Annotated in this window: 21 protein-coding genes and 1 other RNA gene; 4 read left to right on the top strand and 18 right to left on the bottom strand. The window is 60.3% G+C overall.

From position 1 onward, the window contains the following. Positions 1 to 202: 202 nt before the first annotated feature. Positions 203 to 1,525 (top strand): OprD family porin, encoded by a 1,323-nt coding sequence (locus AACY52_RS10730; RefSeq protein WP_339417611.1) that lies wholly within the window; start codon positions 203 to 205, stop codon positions 1,523 to 1,525. An 84-nt stretch (positions 1,526 to 1,609) separates the two neighbouring features. Further along, the gene (locus tag AACY52_RS10725; protein ID WP_339417609.1) at positions 1,610 to 3,112 is read left to right on the top strand and encodes a GGDEF domain-containing protein; all 1,503 of its coding nucleotides are present in this window, start codon (positions 1,610 to 1,612) and stop codon (positions 3,110 to 3,112) included. Positions 3,113 to 3,305: 193 nt separating this feature from the next. Here AACY52_RS10725 and lpxC read toward each other — a convergent pair whose 3' ends face one another. From lpxC to rsmI, 18 genes are all read right to left on the bottom strand, one after another. Next, on the bottom strand, positions 3,306 to 4,217 hold the full coding sequence (gene lpxC, locus AACY52_RS10720; RefSeq protein ID WP_003171886.1) for a UDP-3-O-acyl-N-acetylglucosamine deacetylase: 912 nt from the start codon (positions 4,215 to 4,217) through the stop codon (positions 3,306 to 3,308). A 112-nt stretch (positions 4,218 to 4,329) separates the two neighbouring features. Beyond that, positions 4,330 to 5,535 (bottom strand): cell division protein FtsZ, encoded by a 1,206-nt coding sequence (ftsZ, locus tag AACY52_RS10715; RefSeq protein ID WP_065875044.1) that lies wholly within the window; start codon positions 5,533 to 5,535, stop codon positions 4,330 to 4,332. A gap of 130 nt (positions 5,536 to 5,665) precedes the next feature. Beyond that, the gene (gene ftsA, locus AACY52_RS10710; RefSeq protein ID WP_339417589.1) at positions 5,666 to 6,928 is read right to left on the bottom strand and encodes a cell division protein FtsA; all 1,263 of its coding nucleotides are present in this window, start codon (positions 6,926 to 6,928) and stop codon (positions 5,666 to 5,668) included. A 15-nt stretch (positions 6,929 to 6,943) separates the two neighbouring features. Beyond that, the gene (locus tag AACY52_RS10705) at positions 6,944 to 7,813 is read right to left on the bottom strand and encodes a cell division protein FtsQ/DivIB (RefSeq protein WP_339417587.1); all 870 of its coding nucleotides are present in this window, start codon (positions 7,811 to 7,813) and stop codon (positions 6,944 to 6,946) included. Positions 7,814 to 7,816: 3 nt separating this feature from the next. Further along, the gene (locus tag AACY52_RS10700) at positions 7,817 to 8,773 is read right to left on the bottom strand and encodes a D-alanine--D-alanine ligase (protein WP_339417585.1); all 957 of its coding nucleotides are present in this window, start codon (positions 8,771 to 8,773) and stop codon (positions 7,817 to 7,819) included. Then, positions 8,770 to 10,215 (bottom strand): UDP-N-acetylmuramate--L-alanine ligase, encoded by a 1,446-nt coding sequence (gene murC, locus AACY52_RS10695; RefSeq protein WP_339417584.1) that lies wholly within the window; start codon positions 10,213 to 10,215, stop codon positions 8,770 to 8,772. Before murC ends, AACY52_RS10700 begins: the two co-directional genes overlap by 4 nt. Next, positions 10,208 to 11,278 carry an undecaprenyldiphospho-muramoylpentapeptide beta-N-acetylglucosaminyltransferase gene (murG, locus tag AACY52_RS10690; RefSeq protein ID WP_339417583.1) on the bottom strand — a complete coding sequence of 357 codons (1,071 nt, stop codon included), beginning with the start codon at positions 11,276 to 11,278 and terminating at the stop codon, positions 10,208 to 10,210. The genes murC and murG overlap by 8 nt, the downstream gene beginning before the upstream one ends. Then, the gene (ftsW, locus tag AACY52_RS10685; protein WP_339417582.1) at positions 11,268 to 12,491 is read right to left on the bottom strand and encodes a putative lipid II flippase FtsW; all 1,224 of its coding nucleotides are present in this window, start codon (positions 12,489 to 12,491) and stop codon (positions 11,268 to 11,270) included. Before ftsW ends, murG begins: the two co-directional genes overlap by 11 nt. Then, the gene (murD, locus tag AACY52_RS10680; protein ID WP_339560476.1) at positions 12,488 to 13,834 is read right to left on the bottom strand and encodes a UDP-N-acetylmuramoyl-L-alanine--D-glutamate ligase; all 1,347 of its coding nucleotides are present in this window, start codon (positions 13,832 to 13,834) and stop codon (positions 12,488 to 12,490) included. The genes ftsW and murD overlap by 4 nt, the downstream gene beginning before the upstream one ends. A gap of 6 nt (positions 13,835 to 13,840) precedes the next feature. After that, complete coding sequence (mraY, locus tag AACY52_RS10675; RefSeq protein WP_065875052.1) at positions 13,841 to 14,923, bottom strand: phospho-N-acetylmuramoyl-pentapeptide-transferase; 1,083 nt, start codon at positions 14,921 to 14,923, stop codon at positions 13,841 to 13,843. Further along, entirely contained in the window at positions 14,923 to 16,296 is a 1,374-nt protein-coding gene (gene murF, locus AACY52_RS10670; protein WP_339417580.1) for a UDP-N-acetylmuramoyl-tripeptide--D-alanyl-D-alanine ligase, read from the bottom strand. Before murF ends, mraY begins: the two co-directional genes overlap by 1 nt. Next, positions 16,289 to 17,752 carry a UDP-N-acetylmuramoyl-L-alanyl-D-glutamate--2,6-diaminopimelate ligase gene (locus AACY52_RS10665; RefSeq protein WP_339417578.1) on the bottom strand — a complete coding sequence of 488 codons (1,464 nt, stop codon included), beginning with the start codon at positions 17,750 to 17,752 and terminating at the stop codon, positions 16,289 to 16,291. The genes murF and AACY52_RS10665 overlap by 8 nt, the downstream gene beginning before the upstream one ends. Beyond that, the gene (locus AACY52_RS10660; protein ID WP_339417606.1) at positions 17,752 to 19,494 is read right to left on the bottom strand and encodes a penicillin-binding protein 2; all 1,743 of its coding nucleotides are present in this window, start codon (positions 19,492 to 19,494) and stop codon (positions 17,752 to 17,754) included. Before AACY52_RS10660 ends, AACY52_RS10665 begins: the two co-directional genes overlap by 1 nt. Next, the gene (gene ftsL / locus AACY52_RS10655) at positions 19,494 to 19,787 is read right to left on the bottom strand and encodes a cell division protein FtsL (RefSeq protein WP_339417576.1); all 294 of its coding nucleotides are present in this window, start codon (positions 19,785 to 19,787) and stop codon (positions 19,494 to 19,496) included. The genes AACY52_RS10660 and ftsL overlap by 1 nt, the downstream gene beginning before the upstream one ends. Next, on the bottom strand, positions 19,784 to 20,731 hold the full coding sequence (gene rsmH, locus AACY52_RS10650) for a 16S rRNA (cytosine(1402)-N(4))-methyltransferase RsmH (RefSeq protein ID WP_370467843.1): 948 nt from the start codon (positions 20,729 to 20,731) through the stop codon (positions 19,784 to 19,786). Before rsmH ends, ftsL begins: the two co-directional genes overlap by 4 nt. Beyond that, positions 20,728 to 21,183: a division/cell wall cluster transcriptional repressor MraZ gene (gene mraZ, locus AACY52_RS10645; protein ID WP_339417574.1), complete on the bottom strand. Its 456-nt coding sequence runs from the start codon at positions 21,181 to 21,183 to the stop codon at positions 20,728 to 20,730. Before mraZ ends, rsmH begins: the two co-directional genes overlap by 4 nt. 353 nt (positions 21,184 to 21,536) lie before the next feature. Beyond that, positions 21,537 to 21,890, bottom strand: an RNA gene (gene rnpB, locus AACY52_RS10640) — RNase P RNA component class A. 96 nt (positions 21,891 to 21,986) lie between these two features. Next, positions 21,987 to 22,892 carry a 16S rRNA (cytidine(1402)-2'-O)-methyltransferase gene (rsmI, locus tag AACY52_RS10635; protein WP_339417572.1) on the bottom strand — a complete coding sequence of 302 codons (906 nt, stop codon included), beginning with the start codon at positions 22,890 to 22,892 and terminating at the stop codon, positions 21,987 to 21,989. Between the two features lie 176 nt (positions 22,893 to 23,068). Here rsmI and AACY52_RS10630 point away from each other — a divergent pair, with 176 nt between their 5' ends. Together AACY52_RS10630 and AACY52_RS10625 are read left to right on the top strand one after the other, a co-directional pair. Further along, positions 23,069 to 24,880, top strand: coding sequence for a penicillin-binding protein activator (locus AACY52_RS10630; RefSeq protein WP_339427145.1), 1,812 nt, complete (start codon positions 23,069 to 23,071; stop codon positions 24,878 to 24,880). Further along, a complete protein-coding gene (locus tag AACY52_RS10625; protein ID WP_286842435.1) occupies positions 24,880 to 25,251 on the top strand; it encodes a YraN family protein in 372 nt (123 codons plus the stop codon). Before AACY52_RS10630 ends, AACY52_RS10625 begins: the two co-directional genes overlap by 1 nt. The last annotated feature ends 90 nt before the right edge of the window (positions 25,252 to 25,341 follow it).

The following is a 25,341-nucleotide window of genomic DNA, read 5'->3' as shown; positions in this document are numbered from 1 at the left end:
AAAGGGAAGAAAAGTATTAATATCACGCATAAGAACGCCGGTTTTTTAGATGTGTTTGCTCGCACGAACATCATCCATCAAATCGGCGTTCTTGTTTCTGTCTTTCCCGTGATTCCGTGAAGAACCTTTTTTTTGCCATAAAAAAGGCCAGGCACACCCCCACGACATTGGCCGTTCCAGATTGACCAAAGGAGCTCCACCGGTGAAGAACTCGCTGACGTTCACCCCGTTATTCCTCGCGATTGCAGCAACGATTGCCCCTCTTGCCCATGCGGCAGACACTCCCCCTGCCGATGGCTTTGTCGAAGGTTCCAGCCTCACGCTAAACGCCCGCAATTACTACATGAACCGCGACCGGCGCGACATCCACACCGATGACAGCAAAGAATGGGGCCAGGGTTTCATCGGCACTTTTGAATCCGGCTACACTCAGGGCACTCTCGGCTTCGGCCTGGACGCTCACGCCATGCTTGGCCTCAAGCTCGACGGCGGTGGCGGCACTGATGGCTCCAGCATCCTTCCCTACGGCAGTGGCAACGGCAAGGCACCCGGCTCGTTTTCCACAGCCGGTGGCACCTTGAAAATGCGTGTGTTCGATACCGAGCTGAAAGCCGGCGACCTGTTTCTGAATAACCCGGTGATCGCCGGCGGCATGACGCGCATGCTGCCACAGACCTTCCGCGGCGTGAGCCTGGCCAACCACAGCCTGGATGGCTGGATGTTCGAAGGTGGTCAGGCCAGCTTCACCAAGCTTTATAACCAGAGCGGCCACCGGCGCATCGGCACCAGCTACGGCGCTCTGCCGAACAACGCGGACAGCCAGCACATGAACTGGGCAGGCATGTCGTTCAGCGGCATCGATGGGCTGACCAGCAACCTCTACGCCTCAGAACTCAAGGACGTGTGGAACCAGTACTACTACGACCTGGACTACACCTATGTGGTGAACGAGATGATCAGTCTCAACCCCGGCCTGCACTACTATCACACCCAGGACACCGGGCAGTCGCTACTGGGAGATATTGATAACAATACTTACAGCCTGCATTTCACCGTGAACGCGGGCCATCACAGCGTCACCGCCGCCTACCAGCGAGTCAATGGCAACACGCCGTTCGACTACATTGCCCAGGGCGATAGTGTGTACCTGGACAACTCACAGCAATACTCCGACTTCAACGGCCCCAACGAACGCTCGTGGAAGCTCAGGTACGCCTATGACTTCGGCGGCCTGGGCCTACCCGGCCTGAGCACGGCCGTGTCCTATATCAGCGGCAAGACCGACCTGACCAAGGTCGATCCGCAAAGCCGTGGCTACAGCGCCTGGTACAGCGCTGACGGTAAGAACGCCAAGCACTGGGAACGGGATATCGATGTGAAGTACGTGGTACAAGGCGGCAAGGCCAAGGACTTGGCATTGCGCCTGCAATGGGCGGTCAACCGGGGCAGCAACGGTTACTCAGCGGTGGATCGGGATGTGGATGAATATCGGGTGATCGTCGACTATCCGATCAACGTGTTCTGACACTCTCATTTCTTTCGCGGCGATTATTTGATTTTCATCGGGTAGGGCTAAACTGCCAGTATCTTCCCTGCTGAAGCCTGCGCGATGAGCCAACGCCGCACTCGTACCCTGCCTGCGCGCCCGGAGCTGTTACTGATTCTGGGCAGCGGTTTCACCGTGACCTTGATTGTGATCATTGTCGCGGCGCTGTTGATTCGTGAACACGCCAGCACCTTGCAGGCCGCTCAACGCTCGACGAGCAACATCACACAACTGATCAACGCCGACGTGTTGCGTAACGTCGAACTCTATGACTTTGCCTTGCAGGGATTGATCACTGCCAGGCAGCATCAGGACTTGTCCCAGGCATCGGCGGCCATCCAGCACCTGGTGCAGTTTGATCAATCCATCGCCGCGCCTTTCAAAGGCGAGGTCCTGCTGCTGGACGCCAATGGTTCAGTGATCGCAGACTCGTCGACACTCACGCCGACACCGCGTAATTTCGCCAACCGTGACTATTTCCTGGCACACAAAAACGCTGAGCAAACGGAGTTGTATATCAGTCGTCCATTCCACATCCACTGTCACTGCGACCAAGTGTGGCGCATTGCATTCAGCCGGCGCGTATCAGGCCCCAATGGCGAGTTTGCCGGCGTAGCGGTAGCGACCATGCGCCTGGCTTATTTCGACCAACTGTTCAGTCGCCTGACGATCGGCAACGGCAGCTCGGTCAACCTGCTCAACAACCGCGGCATTCTGTTAGCCCAGCAACCACTGCTGGAGCGCGACATGATTGACAAGGACCTGAGCGATCGTCCGAACTTCAAACGCATGCTCGATGAAGGCAGCGGGAGTTTTCAGGCCATCTCGACCATCACCGGCAAGGAGCGCCTGTATACGTTCACTAATGTCGGGGCATTGCCGCTGATCGTGGTGGTGGCGCTGTCCAGCCAAGACGTGCTGGCGCCATGGAAGCGCGCCGCGCTGCTCACCAGTGGGGCCACCGGCATCCTGTGTATTGGCGTGTTATGGCTGACCTGGATGCTGCGCCGGGAACTGCGGCGCCGTTATCGCGCTGAACGTGTACTGTCAGAACTGGCAGCCACCGATGCCCTGACCGGCCTGGCCAACCGCCGCATCCTCGACGAACGCCTGCGCCTGGAATGGGAGCGCGCCCAGCGCTCGGCCGAGCCACTGACGGTGCTGATGATTGACGTAGACCACTTCAAAGCCTTCAACGACCGCCACGGCCATCACGGTGGGGACGAAGCGTTGCGCACCGTGGCCCAAGTGATCGTCAGCAACATCCGTCGCCCTGGCGACCTGGCCGCGCGCTATGGTGGAGAAGAGTTTGCAGTGGTGCTGCCGCATACCGATGCCAAGGGCGCCAGGGTGATTGCCGAGCACATCCGCAGCAGCATCGAGCATTTGCCACGGGTGGCAGGGGATGAGCGGCCGATTACCGTGAGTATCGGCGTGAGCACTTGGGACAAGCGCAGTCACATGTCGCTGGAGGCGTTGTTGTTGAGTGCGGATCGGGCGCTGTATGAGGCCAAGCACAGTGGGCGCAATAGAATTGTGGATGCTGCATCACTGCGAGATGTGTGAGCCCGGTCAATGTGGGAGCTGGCTCGCCTGGGATGCAGACGACTCGTTACTGCAGGCACAATGAGGTGATCCCACCGCAGCCCCGCTGGGGCTCGACAGCCCCACATTCGAGTTGCTTTGCTCTCAGAAACAGCGCACATAAAAAAGGCCACCCGAAGGCAGCCTTTCAAAACTAAAGAAAGAGAGTTGTTACTTACACCGCCGCGACGGGACGCATGTAAGAGATCGGTGCGGTGCTGGCATCTTCGAAGGTCACAACTTCCCAAGCATCTGTCTGCTCAATCAACTTGCGCAGCAACTGGTTGTTAAGGGCATGGCCCGACTTGAAGCCTTTGAACTCGCCTATCAGGCTATTGCCCAACAGGTAGAGGTCACCGATTGCATCGAGGATCTTGTGCTTCACAAATTCGTCTTCGTAGCGAAGGCCGTCTTCGTTCAGTACACCATCCGCGTCGACCACAATGGCGTTTTCAACGCTGCCGCCGAGTGCGAGGTTGTGCTTGCGCAGGTACTCGATGTCACTCATGAAACCAAAGGTACGGGCGCGGCTGACTTCTTTTACGAACGAAGTGCTGGAAAAATCCACGCTTGCACTTTGTGTGCGGTCACGGAATACCGGGTGATCGAAATCGATCTCAAAGCTCACTTTAAAGCCTTCGAACGGGACGAAGGTGGCGCGCTTGTCGCCGTCTTCTACTGTCACTTCCCGCAGAATGCGAATGAACTTCTTGGCTGCGTCCTGTTCTTCCAGGCCGGCAGATTGAATCAAGAATACGAAGGGTCCAGCGCTGCCATCCATGATCGGGACTTCGGACGCGGAGAGCTCGACGTAGGCGTTATCGATGCCCAGGCCAGCCATGGCCGAGAGCAAGTGCTCCACCGTGTCCACTTTGACGTCACCGTTGACCAATGTGGTCGACATCGTGGTTTCGCCAACGTTTTCCGCGCGAGCAGGAATCTGCACCACAGGGTCCAGGTCGGCACGAACAAACACGATGCCGGTGTCGACAGGTGCAGGTTTGAGGGTCAAGTATACCTTCTCCCCGGAGTGCAGACCTACACCTGTGGCACGGATAATATTCTTCAGGGTGCGTTGTTTAATCATGGCTTGGACCGCTTGAGCGCAAATTGCGAACTGGTATCAACAAAGGCTGGCGATAATAGCAGACCAGACCTTTGCTGAACACCAATCACCTTCATAGCCCTGATACATTCCATCAATCGGCCTGACGACGCAGGAATGCCGGGATGTCCAGATAGTCCAGATCATCTTGCGGATTCGGGCTACGGGACGCAGCAGCACCGGCCTGAGCCTGGTTGCGCATCACGGTCGGACGGTCCAGATCACGGTAGTTCACCGACGGCAGTTCCTGGCGCGAAGGCGCTGGAGCAGCAGCCGCTTGGCTGGCGTGGCTGTTGTGGCTGGTATGAACGGTATTGTCGATCACCTTTACAGGCTTCTCGATTTTAGCGCCCAGGCCGGTCGCAACCACGGTCACGTGCAATTCATCACGCATGTCTGGATCGATAACGGTACCGACTTTGACCATCGCGTGCTCGGAAGCGAAGGCTTCGATGATGCTACCCACGTCGGAGTACTCACCCAGGGACAGGTCAGGACCGGCGGTGATGTTCACCAGGATGCCGCGTGCGCCTTGCAGGTTCACGTCTTCGAGCAACGGGTTGCGGATGGCCGCCTCAGTCGCTTCACGTGCACGGTTCGGACCGCTGGCGCAGCCAGTGCCCATCATCGCCATGCCCATTTCGCTCATGACAGTGCGTACGTCGGCAAAGTCGACGTTGATCATGCCTGGGCGCTTGATGATGTCGGAGATACCGCGAACGGCACCGGCCAGTACATCGTCAGCCTTGGCGAACGCGGACAGCAGGCTTGCGTCCTTGCCCAGGATGGTCAGCAGCTTCTCGTTGGGAATGGTGATCAACGAGTCGACGCTTTCAGACAGCAGACGGATGCCTTCGTCGGCGATCTGCATGCGCTTGCGACCTTCGAACGGGAACGGACGGGTGACGACAGCCACCGTCAGAATGCCCATTTCCTTGGCCACTTCGGCAATGATCGGCGCAGCACCGGTACCGGTACCGCCGCCCATGCCGGTGGTGATGAACACCATGTTGGTGCCTTGCAGCACTTCAGCAATACGCTCACGGTCTTCCAGCGCGGCTTGACGGCCGACTTCCGGATTGGCGCCAGCGCCGAGGCCTTTGGTCACGGCTGTGCCCAATTGCAGGATGGTCCGCGCGCCGATGCTTTTCAGCGCCTGGGCATCAGTGTTGGCGCAGATGAATTCAACGCCTTCAATGTTGCTCTTGACCATATGGTTCACAGCGTTACCGCCGCCACCGCCGACACCGATCACTTTGATGACCGGGCTAGCGGGGATGTTGTCTACGAGTTCGAACATGTTCCCTCTCCTTTCATTTTCTCTAGTTTTTTCGCCTACTGCTTTACATCAGCTACAAGTTGCAAGCTATTAGCTGCAAGCTTGAAGCGTGTTACTTGAAGCTTGTAACTTGCCGCTTGAAGCTACTTCTTTAGAAGTTGCCCTTGACCCATGCCTGCAAACGCTCGAACAACGGCGCTTTCGCCTCGTCGTCGCTGCGGTAACTGTCACGGTTGCTCGGGCCCGACAAGGAAATGCCGTCGGCCTGCTTTTGCAGCCCGTACAACAGCAAGCCCACACCGGTGGAATAAATCGGGTTGCGTACCACGTCGCCCAGGCCTTTGACGCCATGGGGCAAGCCCAGGCGGACGGGCATGTGGAAGATTTCCTCGGCCAGCTCGACCGCGCCTTCCATCTTCGAAGTACCACCGGTCAGCACGATGCCGGCCGGGATCAAATCTTCGTAGCCGCTGCGACGCAGTTCAGCCTGGATCAGGGTGAACAGCTCGTCGTAGCGCGGCTCGACCACTTCGGCCAGGGCCTGACGCGACAATTCGCGCGGTGGACGGTCGCCCACGCTTGGCACTTTGATGGTCTCGCCGGCACCGGCCAGCTTGGCCAGGGCGCAGGCGTAGCGGATCTTGATTTCTTCGGCGTACTGGGTCGGTGTACGCAGCGCCATGGCGATGTCGTTGGTCACCTGGTCGCCGGCAATCGGGATCACGGCGGTGTGACGGATCGCACCCTCGGTGAAGATCGCGATGTCGGTGGTGCCGCCGCCGATGTCGACCAGGCATACGCCCAGTTCTTTTTCATCGTCGGTCAGTACCGAGTAGGCCGAGGCCAGTTGCTCGAGAATGATGTCGTCGATTTCCAGGCCACAGCGGCGCACGCATTTCTCAATGTTTTGTGCAGCGTTGACGGCGCAGGTCACCACGTGGACCTTGGCTTCCAGGCGCACGCCCGACATGCCCAGAGGCTCACGAACGCCTTCCTGGTTATCGATCACGTAGTCCTGCGGCAGGGTGTGCAGCACACGCTGGTCAGCCGGGATCGCCACGGCCTGGGCAGCGTCGAGTACACGCTCAAGGTCAGCCGAGCTGACTTCGCGGTCGCGGATCGCCACGATGCCGTGGGAGTTCAGGCTGCGGATATGGTTGCCCGCCACGCCGACAAACGCCGAATGGATCCGGCAACCGGCCATCAGTTGCGCTTCTTCGATAGCGCGCTGGATCGATTGCACGGTGGACTCGATGTTCACCACCACGCCCTTCTTCAGGCCACGGGACGGATGCGTGCCAATACCGACGATTTCGATCGTGCCGTCTTCCCCAACCTCGCCCACCAGCGCCACCACTTTGGAGGTGCCGATATCGAGACCGACGATCATTTTGCCGCTTTGCACGTTTGCCATGGGTCCTGCCTCTTCTTAATTCTTCGCGACAGCGGGTTGCGCTGCCGTGGGCGCAGCCGGTTCACGCCAGCCGACGGCAAGGCCGTTGGCGTAACGCAGGTCGACGCTCGCAATGTTCGTAATCTGTTCTTTCAAGGTCTTGTCATAGATGACAATGAAGCGGCGCATCTTTTCCACCAAGCGGTCGCGTCCCAGCAACAACTGGATGCCCGGGCCGGAACTGCCAGCCCCGGTCGTCAAAAACCAGCTGCCCCGTTCACGCAGCTCCAGGCGTGCAATGGAGAAGCCCAGTGGCCGCAGCATCTGGCTCAAGACCTGGTACTGCTGCATCACTTGCTGCTGCGCCCGCTGTGGCCCGAACAACTGCGGCAGGTGCTCGTAGTTGGCCAGCTCACGCGGGGTGAACGCCTGGCCCTGGTTGTTCAACAGCGCTTCATCGCCCCAACGGGCCACGGGCAGTTGTTCTTCCAGGCGGATCGTTACCTGGTCCGGCCATACACGGCGGACTTCGGCGTGGGCGATCCACGGCATCTGTTCCAGCTCCGCGCGCATACCGGCCAGGTCGATGGTAAAGAAGCTCGCCGCCAGGTACGGGCCGATGCGCTGCTGTACCGCTTGCTGGCTGATGTAGCTCAAGTCGCCCTGCACACTGATCTTGGTGATCGGCCGGTCGGCGTACGGCAGTAGACGCTGTGCGCCCTCGTAAGTGCCAAAACCCAACACCACCAGCAGCACCGGCCAGAACAGCGCCTTGAGGAAACCAAAATTGGCTTTCGGCAGGCGCGCCGACATCGGCTCTTTAGCCACCATTCGGCTGGCACCCCGAGGCACCGGCTTGCGGTTCGGTGCTTGTGCGGGCTGATGACGAAGCGATGCGCCTTTCATGTCTTAGCCTCTGGGCTCAATGCTTGCCGCGAGGATCGCCAGCACCAACTGCTGAAAATCCAGACCGGCTGCGCGAGCGGCCATGGGCACCAGGCTGTGATCGGTCATGCCCGGAGCGGTGTTGACTTCAAGGAACCAGAAATTCCCTTGGTCATCCTGCATCACGTCTGCCCGCGCCCAACCGGCGATACCCAGCGCCTCACAGGCTTTCGCCGTGAGGTCCATCAATTCCTGTTCTTTGGTTGCATCAAGGCCGCACGGGATCCGGTACTGGGTATCGGAAGCCACGTACTTGGCGTCGTAGTCGTAAAAGGTGTGGGGCGTGCCCAATGCGATGGGCGGCAATACCTGGCCACGCAGGGTGGCGATGGTGTACTCGGGACCCTGGATCCACTGTTCAACCAATACTTGCGAATCGTAGGTGCTTGCCGCTTTCCATGCGTCGATCAATTCGGCGGCCGAGTTCACTTTGGCCATGCCGATACTGGAGCCTTCATGGGCTGGTTTGACGATCAAAGGCAGGCCCAGTTCCTTGGCTGCAGAAATACAATCGTCTTCGCTGCACAGCACGCTGTGACGCGGGGTCGGAATGCCCAGGCTGTGCCACACCTGCTTGGTGCGCAGCTTATCCATGGCCAATGCCGACGCGAGGATGCCGCTGCCGGTATAAGGAATGCCAGCGCACTCCAGCAGGCCTTGCATACTGCCGTCTTCACCGCCACGGCCGTGCAGGATGATGAAGGCGCGGTCAATTTTCTCGGCCTGCAGGCGGGCGAGGAAGTCGTCGCCTACGTCGATACCAAACGCGTTCACACCAGCGCTTTGCAGGGCTTCAAGCACGGCGTTGCCGGACTTGAGCGACACGTCGCGTTCAGCGCTTTTGCCGCCGAACAGCACCGCCACGCGACCGAAGTCGGCAGGCGTGACAGTGGAGAACAGGGAGCCGTAGTCAGTGGTCATTTCGACCTCCCCTTCGCGGCCGCAAACAGCGGGCTCGCCAACAATTTCGGGGCAAGGCCGCCAATGTCACCGGCCCCCTGGCACAGCAGAATGTCGCCGGCACGCAGCAGTGGCTTGACGATAGGGGCCAGGTCCACACCGCGCTCTATGTAGATCGGGTCCAACTGGCCACGCTGACGGATGCTGTTACACAGCTTGCGGCTGTCGGCACCCGGGATCGGTTCTTCACCGGCCGGGTAGACTTCCATCAACAACAGCACGTTGGCATCGGCCAATACATTGACGAAATCGTCGTACAAATCCCGGGTACGGCTGTAACGGTGCGGCTGGTAGACCATCACCAGGCGGCGCTCCGGCCAGCCACCACGCACGGCCTTGATCACGGCGGCCACTTCGGTGGGGTGGTGACCATAGTCGTCCACCAGCATCACGTCGCCGCCTTCTACCGGCAGTTGGCCGTAGACCTGGAAGCGACGGCCCACGCCGGCAAAGCGCGACAGACCTTCGACGATGGCTTCATCGCTGACGCCCTCGTCACTCGCAATGCAGATAGTCGCCAGCGAGTTCAAGACGTTGTGGTTGCCCGGCATGTTCACCGAGACATCCAGCGGTTCACGGTCCGGGCGCAGCACGGTGAAATAGGTCTGCATGCCTTCCTGGCGCACATTGATCGCGCGCACGTCGGCGTCTTCGCTGAAGCCGTAGGTCACGGTTGGGCGCTTGACCGATGGGAGGATTTCACGCACCACCGGGTCGTCCAGGCACACCACGGCCAGACCGTAGAACGGCAGGTTGTGCAGGAACTCGACGAAGGTTTTCTTCAACTTGTTGAAGTCGCCGTCGTACGTCGCCATGTGGTCTTCGTCGATGTTGGTGACGACGGCGACCATCGGCTGCAGGTGCAGGAAGCTCGCATCACTTTCATCGGCTTCGGCGATCAAGTAACGGCTGGTGCCGAGCTGGGCATTGGTGCCGGCTGCATTCAGGCGGCCGCCGATCACGAACGTTGGGTCCAGGCCACCGGCCGCGAACACCGAGGCGATCAGGCTGGTCGTGGTGGTTTTGCCATGGGTACCCGCAACGGCAATGCCGTGGCGATAGCGCATCAGCTCGGCAAGCATCTCGGCGCGTGGCACCACGGGAATACGGCGCTCAAGGGCCGTGGCCACCTCCGGGTTGGAGGTGTTCACAGCGCTGGACACTACCAGCACGTCGGCTTCGGCGGCGTTCTCGGAACGGTGGCCGATGAAGATCTGCGCGCCAAAGGTTTTCAGGCGCTCGGTGACCGGCGACTCTTTCAAGTCAGAGCCGGACACCTGGTAGCCCAGGTTCAGCAGTACTTCGGCGATACCGCACATACCCACGCCGCCGATACCGACGAAGTGGATGCGACGGATGCGGCGCATTTCCGGTTGCGGCATGGCTTTCTGATTCTCAACCATGAGCCACCTCCAGGCAGATATCGACCACGGTGCGGGTTGCGTCAGGTTTGGCCAGGCGGCTTGCGGTGCTCGCCATGCTATTGAGTCGTTCCGGTTGCATCAAAACCTCGGTCAGGCGTGCGGCCAAATCGGCGGCGCCAGTCGTTCTTTGCGGCAGCAGGAAGGCAGCGCCCTCCCCGGCCAAATATTCGGCGTTGCGGGTCTGGTGATCGTCAATCGCGTGGGGCAGAGGCACCAGCAAGGACGGCAGACCGGCGGCGGCCAGTTCACTGACGGTCAGCGCACCAGCGCGACAAACCACCAGGTCGGCCCAGCCATAGGCTTGGGCCATGTCTTTGATGAAGGGCTGTACGTTCGCCTCTACACCGGCTTCGCGGTAGCGCGTCGCGGTGCCTTCATCGTGATGCTTGCCGGCCTGATGGAAGACCTCCGGGCGCACTTCCACAGGGAGTTGCGCCACGGCTTCCGGCAGCAGTTTGTTCAGCGGCTCGGCGCCGAGGCTTCCACCCAGGATCAGCAGGTGCGCCTTGCGCCCGGCCAATGCTTCGCGAGCGATGTCCATAAACAGTTCAGTGCGCACCGGGTTGCCGGTGGTGCGGCGCTTGTCCGATGCTGCAAACGTATTCGGGAACGCTTCACACACCCGTGCAGCCAAGGGCACCAGCAGGCGGTTGGCAGTACCGGCGACGGCGTTCTGTTCGTGCACGATCACCGGCACGCCGGCAAGCTTGGCGGCGACGCCACCCGGGCCGGTCACGTAACCGCCAAAGCCGAGCACGCACACCGGTTTCAATTCGCGAATGACCTTGCGCGCTTGCCATACCGCCTTGAGCAACACAAACGGCGCCTTGAGCAAGGACAGTTTGCCTTTGCCACGCAGGCCGGTGACGTTGATCAGGTGCAGGGGCAAGCCGGCATTGGGTACCAATTCGTTTTCGATGCCACGCGGTGTTCCCAACCAGTGCACGGTGAAACCACGGTTCTGAAATTCGCGCGCGCAGGCCAGGGCCGGGAACACATGGCCCCCGGTGCCGCCCGCCATGATCAGCACGTTAGCGCCCATGGGTCGGCTCCTCGGCGAAGTCACTTTCGCTGAACTCCATCTCCTCGCTGCCCAAGTGGGTTCGACTCTCCCACTCGATACGCAACAACAAGCCCAGACAGATGCAGCAAATCACCAACGAACTGCCGCCGTAGCTGAGGAACGGCAGGGTCAGGCCCTTGGTCGGCAGCCGACCGATATTCACCCCGACGTTAATCAGGAATTGGCCGATCCATAGGAAAGCCAACCCATACGCAACGTAGGCGGCAAAGTACTGCTTGGCTTTCTCTGCCCACAGGCCTATGTACATGGCGCGCACACAGACAAATACAAACAGCGCAACAGTGCACAGCGAACCCACTACACCAAGCTCTTCCGCCAGTACCGAGAACACGAAGTCGGTGTGGGCTTCCGGCAGGTAAAACTGTTTCTGCACACTGTTCCCCAAGCCCACGCCAAACCACCCGCCGCGGCCAAAGGCGATCAGCGCCTGGGTCAACTGGTAACCCGCGCCAAACTGATCGGACCATGGATCGGTAAAGGTAATCAGGCGGGCCATCCGATAGGGTTGCGCCAGGACCAGAAGGTAGACCGCGACCACCGCCAGCACGACCATCAAGGCGAAGCGTACGAGCCCGACGCCACCGAGGAATAGCATCGCCGCCGCCGCGCCCATCATGACGACGGTGGCACCGAAGTCGGGCTCCATCAGCAACAGGCCGGCCATAGGCAGCAGCACGATGAATGGCTTGAAGAAACCCATCCAGCTTTCGCGCACTTCTTTCTGGCGCCGCACCAGGTAGCCGGCGAGGTAGATCACCACGAATACCTTGGCGATTTCCGAAGGCTGCACGTTGAACGCACCGAAGCCGATCCAGCGCATCGAACCGTTCACCTCGCGGCCGATGCCGGGCAGGATCACCATGACCAGCAAGCCAAACGCACCGATCAGCATCAGCCAACCCAGGCGTTGCCAGGTAGCGATCGGGATCATCATGGTTACGACGCAGGCACCGAGGCCGATCACCAGGTACACCAAGTGACGGATCATCATGTACAGGGTGTTGCCCGACTGCACGGCGGCCACTTCGGAGGACGCCGACGTGATCATCACCAGGCCCAGGCCAAGCAGGGCCAGGCAACCGGCGAGCATTGGGAAATCCAGGTCGATACCGCGCCCGGTAATAATCGGCGACGGGTACGGCTTGATGATGTTTCTGAAGTCGATACTCATGCCAAGGCCTCCACGGCGCGGGCGAACAGCTGGCCGCGCTCTTCGTAGTTCTTGAACATGTCGAAACTGGCGCATGCCGGCGACAGCAGGACCGCATCGCCGGGCTGGGCAAGGGCTTTGCACTGGGCGATGGCGTCGTCCAGGGACGTGGCGCGTATGTGTTGCACGCCTTCGCCCAACGTAGCAGCGATCAAGTCAGCATCGCGCCCCATCAGCACCACGGCACGGCAATGTGCAGCGACCGGACCTTTAAGGTCCTTGAAGTCGGCACCTTTGCCGTCACCGCCAGCGATCAGCACCAGCTTGCCTTCGATATCGGCACCAAGGCCCTCGATGGCAGCCAGCGCCGCACCGACGTTGGTGGCCTTGGAATCGTTGTAATAGCTCACGCCATCCAGGTCGCGGACCCACTGGCAGCGATGCTCAAGACCGCCGAAGGTGCGCAGGGCCGATAACATAGCGTCGAACGGCAGGCCCACGGCATGGCCGAGCGCCAAGGCCGCCAGGGCGTTGGACTGGTTATGTGCGCCACGGATTTTCAGCTCGCGCACCGGCATCAGGTTCTGGAATTCGAAGGCCAGGTATTTCTCGCCGCTCTCTTCGCGAATGCCGAAGGTTTTGAAATCCGGCTTGCCGAGGCCGAAGGTCCAGCACGGCAGGCCCTCGCCCATCAGCGGGCGGCTCAATGCATCTTGGCGATTGACCACCACTTGCCTGGCGCCACGGAAGATCCGGTGCTTGGCCAGATGGTACGCAGGCAGGCCGCTATAGCGGTCCATGTGATCTTCGCTGACGTTCAATACGGTGGCGACTTCAGCACCGAGGTCGTGAGTCGTTTCCAGCTGGAAGCTCGACAACTCCATCACGTAAAGCTCGACGTCGTCGCTCAGCAGTTCCAGCGCCGGCGTGCCGAGGTTGCCGCCCACGGCCACGCGCTTGCCGGCCGCCGCCGCCATCTCGCCAACCAGAGTGGTCACGGTGCTTTTCGCGTTCGAGCCGCTGATGGCGATGATCGGTGCCTTCGCGTTACGTGCGAACAGATCAATGTCGCCGGACAGCTTGACGCCCCGCGCTGCTGCGGCTTGCAGGGCCGGTGTCGCGATTGCCAGGCCGGGGCTCACGTAGAGCTCGTCGGCACGGCACAGAAACTCGACATCCAACTCGCCACAACGCACTTCCACGTGCGGGTAGTCACGGCGCAGCGTGACCAGCTCCGGTGGATTTTCCCGCGTGTCGGCCACGGCAAACGACGTGCCCCGGTTCGCCAGGAAGCGAACCAGGGACATGCCGCTCTTGCCGAGGCCGACAACGATGCGGAAGTGGTCTGAAGCGATCAGGGACACTCGTTTCTACCTCAGTTTCAGGGTGGCAAGGCCGACCAGGACCAGAATCACGGTGATGATCCAGAAACGGACAATCACGCGCGGCTCGGGCCAGCCCTTGAGTTCAAAGTGGTGGTGAATCGGCGCCATGCGGAACACACGACGCCCGGTCAATTTGAAGGAGGCCACCTGGATGACCACCGACAGGGTTTCCATCACGAACACACCGCCCATGATGAACAACACGATTTCCTGGCGAACGATCACCGCGATGGTGCCCAGGGCCGCGCCCAGTGCCAGTGCGCCGACGTCGCCCATGAAGACTTGTGCCGGGTAGGTGTTGAACCACAGGAACCCCAGGCCAGCACCGATCAGCGCGCCGCAGAACACGATCAACTCACCCGCGCCCGGTACGTAAGGGATCAGCAGGTATTCAGCGAATTTCACGTTACCCGACAGGTAGCAGAAGATGCCGAGCGCACCGCCGACCATCACCGTCGGCATGATCGCCAGGCCGTCGAGGCCGTCAGTCAGGTTCACCGCGTTGCTTGAGCCAACGATCACGAAATAGGTCAGCACCACAAAGCCGATGCCCAGTGGAATGCTGGCGTCCTTGAGCATTGGGATGATCAAGGTGGTCTCGACGGCGCTCGGCGCCGTCATGAACAGGAAAATCGCTGCGCCCAGGCCGAACACCGATTGCCAGAAATACTTCCAGCGGCTCGGCAGCCCCTTGGAGTTTTTCTCGATCACCTTGCGGTAGTCATCCACCCAGCCGATGGCGCCGAACAACAAGGTCACCAGCAGCACCGTCCAGACATAACGGTTGTGCAGGTCAGCCCACAGCAAGGTGCTGATGCCGATGGACGAGAGGATCAGCGCGCCGCCCATGGTCGGCGTGCCGGATTTGGACAGGTGCGACTGCGGGCCGTCATTGCGAACCGATTGACCAATTTGCAGGTTCTGCAGGGTGCGGATCATCCACGGCCCCAAAAACAGTGACAGAGACAGCGCGGTCAGCACACCCAGGATCCCGCGCAGGGTCAGGTACTGAAAGACCGCGAAGCCTTTGTGGAACTGTTGCAGATACTCAGCCAGCAGCAGCAGCATTAATGTTTCTCCGTACTTGAGCCACACAAGGCCGCGACGACGTTTTCCATCACCGCGCTGCGCGATCCCTTGATCAAAATGGTTGTGTGTTTGTCTTGTTCAGCCGCCGTCAGCGCCTGGATCAGCTCGGCCTGGGTCGCGAAATGCCGCGCGCCGGAACCAAAGCTGTTTACCGCGTGAGCCATGTTCGGGCCGACGGCGTAGAGCGCGTCAACGTTGCCTGCGGCATACGCACCGACTTCACGGTGCGACTGTTCGGCCCACTCGCCCAGTTCGGCGATATCACCCAGCACCAGTACCTTGCGACCGTCAAAGCCTTTGAGCAGGTCAATGGCGGCGCAGACCGAGGATTGGTTGGCGTTGTACGTGTCATCAATCACGCGCATGCCGTTGGTGGCCAACTGCGCCACAGTGCGGCCCTTGACCGGCTGCACCGCGCCCAACCCGGTGGCGATACCGAACAACGATACGCCCAAGGCGTAAGCAGCAGCGGCGGCGGCCAAGGCGTTGGCGACGTTGTGGTTGCCCAGCAGGTTCAACTGAACGTGCTCACTGCCTTGCGGAGTATGCAAGGTAAAGGACGGGCATCCACGCGCATCGACCGTGATGTTGGAGGCATGGAAATCGGCCGCTGCATTCAGCACGGCAAACGTCAGGACCTTGCGCCCGGCAGCGCGTACCCGCCAGGTTTCGAAAGCCTTGTCGTCAAGATTCAGAACAGCAGTGCCCGACGCATCCAGGCCCTCAAGGATTTCACCTTTGGCTTGGACGATTTTTTCCGGGCCACCGAACTCGCCGACGTGGGCGGTACCGGCATTGTTGATGATTGCCACGTGAGGCTTGGTCAAGGTCACGGTGTAGGCAATTTCACCGACGCGCGAAGCGCCCAGTTCGATCACAGCCGCGGTGTGTTCCGGGGCGAGTTCAAGCAGGGTCAGCGGAGCGCCGAAATCATTGTTCAGGTTGCCACGTGTGGCAAGGACCGGCCCGCGCGTGCGCAGCACACCGGCAAGCAGTTCCTTGACCGTGGTCTTACCGCTGGAGCCGGTGATGGCTGCAACCGGCTTATCAACAAAGGCGGCGCGGTTCAACGCGCCCAGCTGGCCCAAGGCCAGACGGGTATCGGCGACCAGCAATTGCGGCAAGGTGGAGTCGGCGACTTCGTGCTGCACCAACGCGCCGACGGCGCCTTTGGCGGCGACGTCGTTCAGGTAGTCATGACCGTCGAAACGCGGACCGGTCAGGGCAACAAACAGTTGCCCCGGCGTGATGGCGCGGCTGTCGATACTGACGCCGTCGAAACTGCAATCGCCCGACAACACACGGGCCGACAGCGCCTGGGCAAGTTCGCTGAACGTCATCGCTTTAAGCATGAGCGACCTCCCAGGCCGTCAAGGCATGCTCAGCCTCGAGCAGATCGGAGAAGGCATGCCGCTCGCCGTTGATTTCCTGGTAGTCCTCGTGACCTTTGCCGGCCAGCACGACCACGTCGTCAGCGCTGGCGCTGGCGATCAGTTGGGCGATAGCGGCGCCGCGACCGGCAACGAAAGTGACCTTGGACGCCTCTTTGAAGCCAACACGGATGTCGTCAAAAATCTGGCTCGGGTCCTCGCTGCGTGGGTTGTCGTCGGTGACGAGCACACCATCAGCCAGGCGTTCGACAATGTCGGCCATCAGCGGGCGTTTGCCGCGATCGCGATCGCCGCCGCAACCAAACAGACATAGCAATTTGCCCTTGGCGTGCGGACGCAGGGCCATCAGTACTTTTTCCAAAGCGTCTGGCGTGTGGGCGTAATCGACCACCACCAACGGCTGCGTGCCGCCACCCAGGCGCTGCATGCGACCGGCCGGCCCCTCCAGCTTGGGCAGTACGCGCAGGATTTCGTCCAGGGCGTAGTCCAGGCCGAGCAACGCGCCGATAGCGGCGAGTACGTTGCTCAGGTTGAAGCGACCGAGCAAGGTGCTGCGTAAATGGTGTTCGCCTTGCGGTGTAACCAAGGTGGCGCGCACGCCTTCGTCATTGAATTGGGCTTCGCGGCAATACAGGTAAGCGCTGGAGTCTTCCAGGCTGTAGCTGATCAGGCGCGATTCACGGTCTTCGGCTGCCAGTTGGCGACCAAACGCGTCGTCCAGGTTCACGACCCGGCACTTGAGGTCATTCCAGGCAAACAGCTTGGCCTTGGCTGCCGCGTAGGCTTCCATGGTGCCGTGGTAGTCCAGGTGATCACGGGACAGGTTGGTCATCACCGCCACATCAAACGCCAGCGCGGTGACGCGCCCCTGGTCCAGGCCATGGGACGACACTTCCATCGCAACCGCCTTGGCACCGGCCTTTTTCAGGTCGGCCAGGGTCGCTTGCACGGCGATCGGGTTTGGCGTGGTGTGCAGGCCGCTGTGCAGCGCGCCGTAGAAACCGGTGCCCAAGGTGCCAACAATGCCGCAATGCTGGCCGAGCAGGTCAAGGGCCTGGGCGACCAATTGGGTCACGCTGGTCTTTCCGTTGGTACCGGTCACGCCGACCAGATTGAGCTGGCGGCTCGGGTCGCCATAGAAGCGGCCGGCAATGTCGGACAATTGCGCAGCCAGGCCTTTGACCGGAATCAATGGCACGTCAGTGATCGGCAGCACGGTAGCGCCTTCCACTTCGTAAGCCACGGCGGCTGCACCACGCTGCAACGCGTCTGCGATATGCGCGCGGCCATCGAATTTACCGCCAGGCACGGCCAGGAACAGGTCACCGGCACGCACACTACGACTGTCCAGGCTCAACTCGCGAATCAACAAATCGCGACCAGCGTGGGCAAAAATCTTGTTCAGGCTAAGAGACATCAGCCGCGCCCTCCATTGGCTTTTACAGCAGCGGTCGGTGGTCCGGCGCTCGCTTGTTGAGTCGGCGGCAGGTTGTCCGGCGTGATGTTCATCAGGCGCAGGGTGCCGGACATCACTTTGCTGAACACCGGCGCCGATACCAGGCCGCCGAAGTAGCCCGCTTTGCTCGGCTCATCGATCACGACGACGATGGCGTAGCGTGGGTCGCTCATCGGACCGAAGCCGGCGAACAACGAACGGTAGGAGTTTTCGGCGTAGCCCCTGGTGCCGACCGATGTCTTGCGCGCGGTACCCGACTTGCCGGCCACGTGATACGCCGGCACTTGGGCACGGAATACACCGCGCGGTGCTTCGATCACTTGTTGCAGCATGCCTTGGATGGTCTTGGCGACGTTTTCCGGGATGACCTGGGTGGCTTTCGGCGCTTCGTCGATGTGGATCAGGCTCAGTGGAACCATCCGGCCATTATTTGCCAATACAGAGAAAGCATGGGCCAGTTGGATCGCCGTCACCGACAGGCCGTAGCCGTAGGAAAGTGTGGCGGTCTCGGCCTTTTTCCAGTCGCGATAGTTAGGCAGGTTGCCCACACGTTCGCCAGGGAAATCCAGGCCGGTGGGTTGGCCCAAACCGAGCTTCTGCGCCAGGTGGTAAATGGTTTCGCCACCAATATCGAAGGCGACCTTACTCATGCCCACGTTACTGGAGTTGATCAGGATACCTGTCAAATCCAGCACAGGACCTTCGGAGCGCGATACGTCGCGAATGGTGTATTTTCCCAGCTGCAAGGTGCCTGGGTACACCTCGACCTTGTCGCTGGGTTTCCAGCGTCCGGTTTCCAGGGCGGCACTCATCGAGATGGCTTTCATGGTCGAACCTGGTTCGAACACGTCGATCATCGCGCGGTTGCGCATCATCGCCGGTTGCAGGTTGCGACGGTTGTTGGGGTTGTAGGTCGGCTGGTTGACCATGGCAAGGATCTCGCCGGTCTTCACGTCCATGATCACCAGGCTGCCGGCCTTGGCGCCGTTCTCGATGATCGCGTTACGCAGCTCGCGGTTGGCCAGGTATTGCAGGCGCAGGTCAATCGACAACGCCAAGGGCTTACCGGCCTTGGCGTTTTTGGTGACCTGGACATCCTTGATCAACCTCCCGCGCCGATCCTTGATGACTTGTCGCTTGCCGGGAACTCCGGCGAGCCATTCATCGTAGGCGAGTTCCACGCCTTCTCGGCCGTGGTCATCGATGTCGGTAAAGCCGACCATGTGCGCGGTGGTTTCACCCGCCGGGTAGAAACGACGGAATTCCTCGATGCCGTAGACACCGGGGACTTTAAGATCGAGCACTTGCTGGCCCTGTTCGGGGGTGAGGCCGCGAACCAGGTAGATGAATTCTTTGTTGGCTTGCGCTTCCAGACGCTGGGCCAAGGCTTTCGGGTCTTGGCCGAGGGCAGCGGCAAGCGCTGGCCAACGGTCCTTGGCCACCTGCAGTTCCTTGGGGTTTGCCCACAGGGTAGTCACCGGGGTGCTGACGGCCAAAGGCTCGCCATTACGGTCGGTGATCAGGCCGCGGTGCGCAGGAATCGGAATATGCCGCAGACTACGTGCATCGCCCTGGCTGATCAGGAACTCACGGTCGATCACTTGCAGATCAATGATCCGCCAGGCGATCGCACCCACCATCAATGCCAGCAACCCCACCACCAGGCGGAAGCGCCATGGGTAGAGTGCGCCTTCGAGCTTCATCATGGCGTCACCATGCGAACTTCGGCCGCGCCGGGGATGTGCATTTTCAACTGTTCGGTGGCCAGCACTTCGATGCGACTATGGGCAGTCCAGGTGCTTTGCTCCAGGATGAGCCGGCCCCACTCGGCTTGCGCCTTGTCCCGCACACTCAATTCCCCGTACAGGGTATTGAGCAATTGACGGTTGTAGTGCGCGCTGTAGGACACCGCAATCGCGGACACCAGCACGCCAACGTACAACAGCATCATGAAGAAGCTGCCGCCCGGAAGAGGCTTGGCAAAAAGCTTGCTCACCGTAACTTCTCCGCGACGCGCATGACGGCACTGCGGGAACGTGGGTTAGCCTTGAGTTCGGCCTCGGAAGCGAACTGCGGCTTGCCATGGATTTTGATTTTCGGCACAAAGGCGTCGAAACGTACCGGCAGGTTGCGCGGCAGGTTGTCGGACTCACCCTTGACCAGGCGACGCATGAACAGTTTGACGATACGGTCTTCCAGGGAGTGGAAGCTGATCACAACAAGTCGACCGCCCACTTCCAGCGCCTCGAGGGCAGCTTCGAGGCCGGCCTCCAGGTCGCCCAATTCGTTATTGACGTGAATACGCAAGCCTTGGAACGCACGGGTCGCCGGGTTCTTGCCTTTTTCCCACGCGGGGTTGGCGACTTTCAGTACTTCGGCGAGATCAGCGGTGCGCTCGAATGGCTGGATTTCGCGGCGCTCGACCACGGCACGGGCCATGCGACCGGCGAAGCGTTCTTCACCGTATTCCTTGAACACACGGGCGATTTCTTCCACGGGTGCGGTGGCGATGAACTGTGCAGCACTGACGCCACGCGTGGGGTCCATGCGCATGTCGAGCGGGCCGTCGTTCATGAAACTGAAGCCGCGCTCCGGGTCGTCGAGCTGTGGCGAAGACACGCCCAGGTCGAGCAAAATCCCGGCCACCTTGCCCGCCATGCCGCGCTCGGCGACTTCAGCGCCCAGTTCGGCAAAGCTACGCTGCACAACGACAAAGCGGCCGTCTTCGGCCGCTAGCGCTTGCCCGGTGGCAATCGCTTGGGGGTCTTTGTCAAACCCGAGGAGTTTACCGTCCGACCCAAGCTGGCTGAGGATCAACCGACTATGCCCGCCCCTGCCGAAAGTGCCATCCAAATAGCAGCCATCCGCGCGTACGGCGAGAGCCTCAACGGCTTCGTCAAGCAGCACGGTGATGTGGTTAAAGCCGCTATCAATAGTCACAGGATCAAATCACGCAGTTCATCAGGCATAGCGCCCGGTTGTTGAATAGCAGCCAGGTCTGCTGCAGAAACAGCATCCCAGGCATCTTCGTCCCACAATTGGAACTTGTTCAGTTGGCCGACCAGCATTGCGCGCTTATCCAGCTTGGCGTACTCGCGCAAACGCGCAGGCACCAGGAAGCGACCGCTGCCATCGAGTTCAAGGTCGACGGCATTACCAATCAGCAAACGCTGCAGGCGGCGGTTTTCTTCACGCAATGAAGGCAGGGCGCGCAGCTTGGTTTCAATCAACTCCCACTCATCGAGCGGGTAAACACATAAACAAGGGTCAACGGCATCGATGGTGATGATTAACTGCCCGGAACTTCGCGAAATCAGCTCGTCACGATACCGGCTCGGCATAGCGAGACGGCCTTTTGCATCGAGACTGATTGCATTAGCTCCGCGAAACACAGATGCGTTTCTCCAAATTTTAGCGTTTTACGTTCAAAAAACCCACTTTGTGCCACTTTCCGCCACTTGCGCACACTATAGGAATGCGCCCACCACACCGTCAAGGCGCGGATTCAAGGAAAAGCCTTACAGAACGGAGATTTAGGAGCGTAAACGGAGGAGAAACCCGAGTTCGTCGGTATTTTTGGCTCAACAAGCGCAGATAGCTCAAAGAGCTATGGCTTAAAGTTAAAGTGATTTATTAAGAGTAAGATTTTTTTGGTATTACGAAGATGCATCTGCCAATGATTTGGCAGGGAGGGATTCTTGCGTTACTACCGGTTTCCGCCCGAGATTCAGACAGAAGAAAAAAGGTGGAGAGTCGATCTGTAAGCCGGGTTCTGTCTTGAACAGTCATTCGTCTACGATGGCCATCACTGGACACCTTTAGCAACCTACCCGGTCCCAGCGCGGGCCACGCCTTGGGACCCTATTTGGTCTTGCTCCAAGTGGGGTTTACCTAGCCACGAACTGTTGCCAGTCGTGCGGTGCGCTCTTACCGCACCTTTTCACCCTTACCGGCACCGAAGCGCTTAGGCGGTTATTTTCTGTGGCACTTTCCGTAGGCTCACGCCTCCCAGGCATTACCTGGCACTTCGCCCTATGGAGCCCGGACTTTCCTCCCCCTCCTAATTTTCATAGAAGGCAGCGACTGTCCAATCGACTCTCCGCCGCGAAGGTTAACGGCACGGCGGACTTAGGACAAGTAATAAAAGTTCAGAATTGCCATCACGTTCAGACGGAATACAGGTTTTAGCCCAAAACTATTCGGCTTTCTGTTTATCCAGCGCAGCCTGGTACAAGAGGTTCTTGCGAACGCCGGTAATTTCCGCCGCCAGGGCCGCAGCACGCTTGAGGGGCATTTCCTTGAGCAGCAGGTCAAGGATGCGCATCGCCTCGCTGCCCACGGCGTCTTCATCCTCCGGCGCCGTCCAGCCCGCCACCAGCACCACGCACTCGCCGCGCTGTTGATTGCTGTCGCCCTCGACAAACCCGCGCAGCGCTTCCAAAGGCAGGCCCTTTAGTGTTTCAAAGGTCTTGGTCAGCTCACGGGCCAGCAGTGCCAGGCGTTCGCCGCCAAACACCAGCTCCATGTCTTGCAGGCATTCAAGGATGCGGTGCGGGGCCTCGTAAAAGATCAGGGTGCGCGGTTCTTCCTTCAACGCCTGAAGACGCGCGCGACGGCCCACGGCCTTGGCCGGCAGAAAACCTTCGAAGATAAAACGGTCGGAGGGCAAACCTGCCGCCGACAATGCGGCGATCAGCGCGCACGCCCCCGGAACAGGCACTACATTGATACCCGCAGCCCGTGCCTGGCGCACCAGATGGTAGCCTGGGTCGGAAATCAGCGGCGTACCCGCGTCGGAGATCAGCGCCACATCGTCGCCGGCCAACAGGCGCACGATAAAACGACTGCCCTCTTCGCGCTCATTATGTTCATGGCAGGCCGCAAGTGGGGTGCTGATACCAAAATGCTGCATTAATCGCTGGGAGTGCCGCGTGTCTTCAGCCGCGACCAATTTGACGTCGCGCAACACCTTAAGCGCCCGCGCACTGATGTCGTCCAGGTTGCCAATGGGCGTCGCCACGACAAAAAGCGAGCCTGAAGTGGAATTCAAAGGACCTGGAGCAGTCAAAACGCACACCTCGATGGTTGGCAAAAGCGGCATTGTAGCGCGTAGGCGCCTTGAAAATATGCCATCAAGGTCGATGCCGTTTCAGCCGTTAGTCGCCGGTAGCAACATTTGCACGACCTAAATTGACAGTTTCACGCCACTAACATCGCGCCTGGGCCAGTGCTTGGGTACAATTCCACGCTTATTTGATCGGTATCAGGAACACTTACATGATCGCTTGCCTGCGGCTGCTCTCCGCCCTCTGCCTCGCTGCCTTGCTGGCCGCTTGCGCCAGCTCGCCCTCGTCCAGCCTTGGCGACCTTCCACGGACTCCGGACGCCAGTATCGAGCAACTGCTCGAACAGGCCACGACTGCCAACACGCCAGAAAAGGCCGCCATGCTGCGCCTGAGTGCGGCAGACATGGCCTACAAACAGAACAACTCAGGGCGCTCGGCGCAGATTCTGGCGCAGGTGCCCCTGGATATCCTCAAGCCAGCCCCGCAGGTTTTTGCGAGCACCCTGGCCGCCGAATTGGCCATGGCACGCAACCAGCCCAAGGCCGCCTTGACCGCCCTGAACCACCCGAGCCTGCAAAACCTGAAGGACCTGCCGCCTGAACAGCAGATCCGCACAGGCAGCGTGCACGCCCGTGCTTATGAGGCCGATGGCCAGACCCTGGCGGCTGCGCGTGAGCGTGTTGCCATGGCCCCGCTGCTCACTGGCGATGCCGCCAACAGCAACCACGAAGCCATCTGGGCACTGATTGGCGCCCTGCCGGCCGAACAGCTGCAAGCCAGCGGGAACCCAGTGCTGGACGGCTGGATCACCCTCGCCCAGTCGGTCAAGGGCGCCGGTACGCTGGAGCAACAACAAGCCGCGATCGACACCTGGCGTGCACAGAACCCGGGCCACCCAGCCGCCGTGCAACTGCCGTCGCCGCTGATCAAACTCAAGGAGCTGGCCAGCCAGCCCCTGACCAAGATTGCCCTGCTGCTGCCCCAAGACGGCCCGCTGGCCGCCGTCGGCAAAGCACTGCGCGAGGGTTTCATAGCTGCGCACTACCAGGCTGAACAAGCCGGGCAGAAGCCGCCAGTCATCGAGTTCTATGACAGCTCGCGCCTGACCTCCATTGATGAGTTCTACGCCAAGGCCCAGGCCGCAGGCGTGCAACTGGTGGTCGGTCCGCTGGAAAAACCACTGGTCAAACAGCTCAGTGCACGTGCGCAGTTGCCGATTACCACCCTGGCGCTGAACTACAGCGAGACTGACCAAGGCCCGCCGCAGCTGTTCCAGTTCGGCCTGGCTGCTGAAGACGAAGCCCGCGAAGTATCGCGCCGCGCACGTGCCGACGGCCTGCATCGCGCTGCGGCGATGGTGCCACGTGGTGAGTGGGGCGAGCGTGTCTACAAGGCCTTCCGCCAGGATTGGGAAGCCAATGGCGGCACGGCGATGGGTGTCGAGTATGTCGACCAGCCAGTCGCCCTCGCCCAGCAAATTGCCGAACTGCTCCAACTGCGTAAAAGCGAAGGCCGCGCCAAGAGCCTGCAAAGCACCGTCGGCACCGACGTAGCCGCGCAACCCTCGCGTCGCCAGGACATCGAGTTCATCTTCCTGGCCGTGACCCCGCAGCTGGCCCAGCAGATCAAGCCGACCCTGAACTTCCAATACGCCGGTGATTTGCCGGTGTACGCCACGTCCCACGTGTTCAGCGCCAGCGGCGACAAGAACCAGTACCTGGACATGACTAACGTGATGTTCTGCGAAACCCCTTGGCTGCTCAACACCACCGATCCTCTGCGCAACCAGGTTGCTGCCCAATGGCCGCAAGCCAATGGCAGCCTGGGCCGCCTGTATGCGATGGGCGTCGATGCCTACCGCCTGGCGCCGCGCCTGGGCCAACTCAAGGCATTGCCGGATACCCGTGTTGACGGCCTTTCGGGCAACCTGGGCATCAGCACCAACCAGCGCGTTGATCGCCAGCTGCCATGGGCCAAGTTCGTCGGTGGCGGGATCCAGCGCCTGCCGGACACCCCGCGCTGATGCCCGAGCGGTCCAGCGCACAAAGTGGCAAGGAAGCCGAACTTCAAGCATTGAAACACTTGCAACAGCAGGGTCTGCGCCTACTGGCGCAGAACTGGTTGTGCAAACGCGGCGAGCTTGATCTGGTCATGCTTGACGGCGATACAGTAGTATTCGTCGAGGTCCGCTACAGAAAACACGCACAATGGGGTGGCGCGCTCGCCAGTATCGACGGGCGCAAGCGTCAGAAACTGATACTCGCGGCGCAGTTTTTCCTGCAAAAAGAGCATCGCTGGGCCGACGCCCCCTGCCGTTTCGATGTGGTTGCCATAGAAAGCACACCGTCTGGTCAGGCTGATCTGAACTGGCTTAAAAATGCCTTCGACAGCTGATTCGCCGGACATCTTCACCACACACTTTTGCTCTTTGCTTTGCGGGCTACACATTCCTGTGCCAAACAGCCGCGCTACTTAAGGTCACAC

This window comes from Pseudomonas sp. EA_65y_Pfl1_P113, assembly GCF_963970525.1.
In the GTDB taxonomy this organism is placed as follows: Bacteria; Pseudomonadota; Gammaproteobacteria; order Pseudomonadales; family Pseudomonadaceae; genus Aquipseudomonas; species Aquipseudomonas tritici.
The sequence above is the reverse complement of the archived record's forward strand: the minus strand, read 5'-3'. Positions and strand labels throughout refer to the sequence as shown.

Excerpts from the sequence above, each read along its gene's own strand:
- AACY52_RS10630 (WP_339427145.1), top strand. The coding sequence starts at position 23,069 with ATGATCGCTTGCCTGCGGCTGCTCTCCGCCCTCTGCCTCGCTGCCTTG.
- AACY52_RS10725 (WP_339417609.1), top strand. The coding sequence starts at position 1,610 with ATGAGCCAACGCCGCACTCGTACCCTGCCTGCGCGCCCGGAGCTGTTA.
- AACY52_RS10700 (WP_339417585.1), bottom strand. The coding sequence starts at position 8,773 with ATGACCACTGACTACGGCTCCCTGTTCTCCACTGTCACGCCTGCCGAC.
- AACY52_RS10705 (WP_339417587.1), bottom strand. The coding sequence starts at position 7,813 with ATGAAAGGCGCATCGCTTCGTCATCAGCCCGCACAAGCACCGAACCGC.
- lpxC (WP_003171886.1), bottom strand. The coding sequence starts at position 4,217 with ATGATTAAACAACGCACCCTGAAGAATATTATCCGTGCCACAGGTGTA.
- rsmI (WP_339417572.1), bottom strand. The coding sequence starts at position 22,892 with ATGCCGCTTTTGCCAACCATCGAGGTGTGCGTTTTGACTGCTCCAGGT.
- AACY52_RS10665 (WP_339417578.1), bottom strand. The coding sequence starts at position 17,752 with ATGTCTCTTAGCCTGAACAAGATTTTTGCCCACGCTGGTCGCGATTTG.
- ftsW (WP_339417582.1), bottom strand. The coding sequence starts at position 12,491 with ATGAGTATCGACTTCAGAAACATCATCAAGCCGTACCCGTCGCCGATT.
- murC (WP_339417584.1), bottom strand. The coding sequence starts at position 10,215 with ATGGTTGAGAATCAGAAAGCCATGCCGCAACCGGAAATGCGCCGCATC.
- ftsZ (WP_065875044.1), bottom strand. The coding sequence starts at position 5,535 with ATGTTCGAACTCGTAGACAACATCCCCGCTAGCCCGGTCATCAAAGTG.
- AACY52_RS10625 (WP_286842435.1), top strand. The coding sequence starts at position 24,880 with ATGCCCGAGCGGTCCAGCGCACAAAGTGGCAAGGAAGCCGAACTTCAA.
- murG (WP_339417583.1), bottom strand. The coding sequence starts at position 11,278 with ATGGGCGCTAACGTGCTGATCATGGCGGGCGGCACCGGGGGCCATGTG.
- AACY52_RS10660 (WP_339417606.1), bottom strand. The coding sequence starts at position 19,494 with ATGAAGCTCGAAGGCGCACTCTACCCATGGCGCTTCCGCCTGGTGGTG.
- murF (WP_339417580.1), bottom strand. The coding sequence starts at position 16,296 with ATGCTTAAAGCGATGACGTTCAGCGAACTTGCCCAGGCGCTGTCGGCC.
- mraY (WP_065875052.1), bottom strand. The coding sequence starts at position 14,923 with ATGCTGCTGCTGCTGGCTGAGTATCTGCAACAGTTCCACAAAGGCTTC.
- ftsA (WP_339417589.1), bottom strand. The coding sequence starts at position 6,928 with ATGGCAAACGTGCAAAGCGGCAAAATGATCGTCGGTCTCGATATCGGC.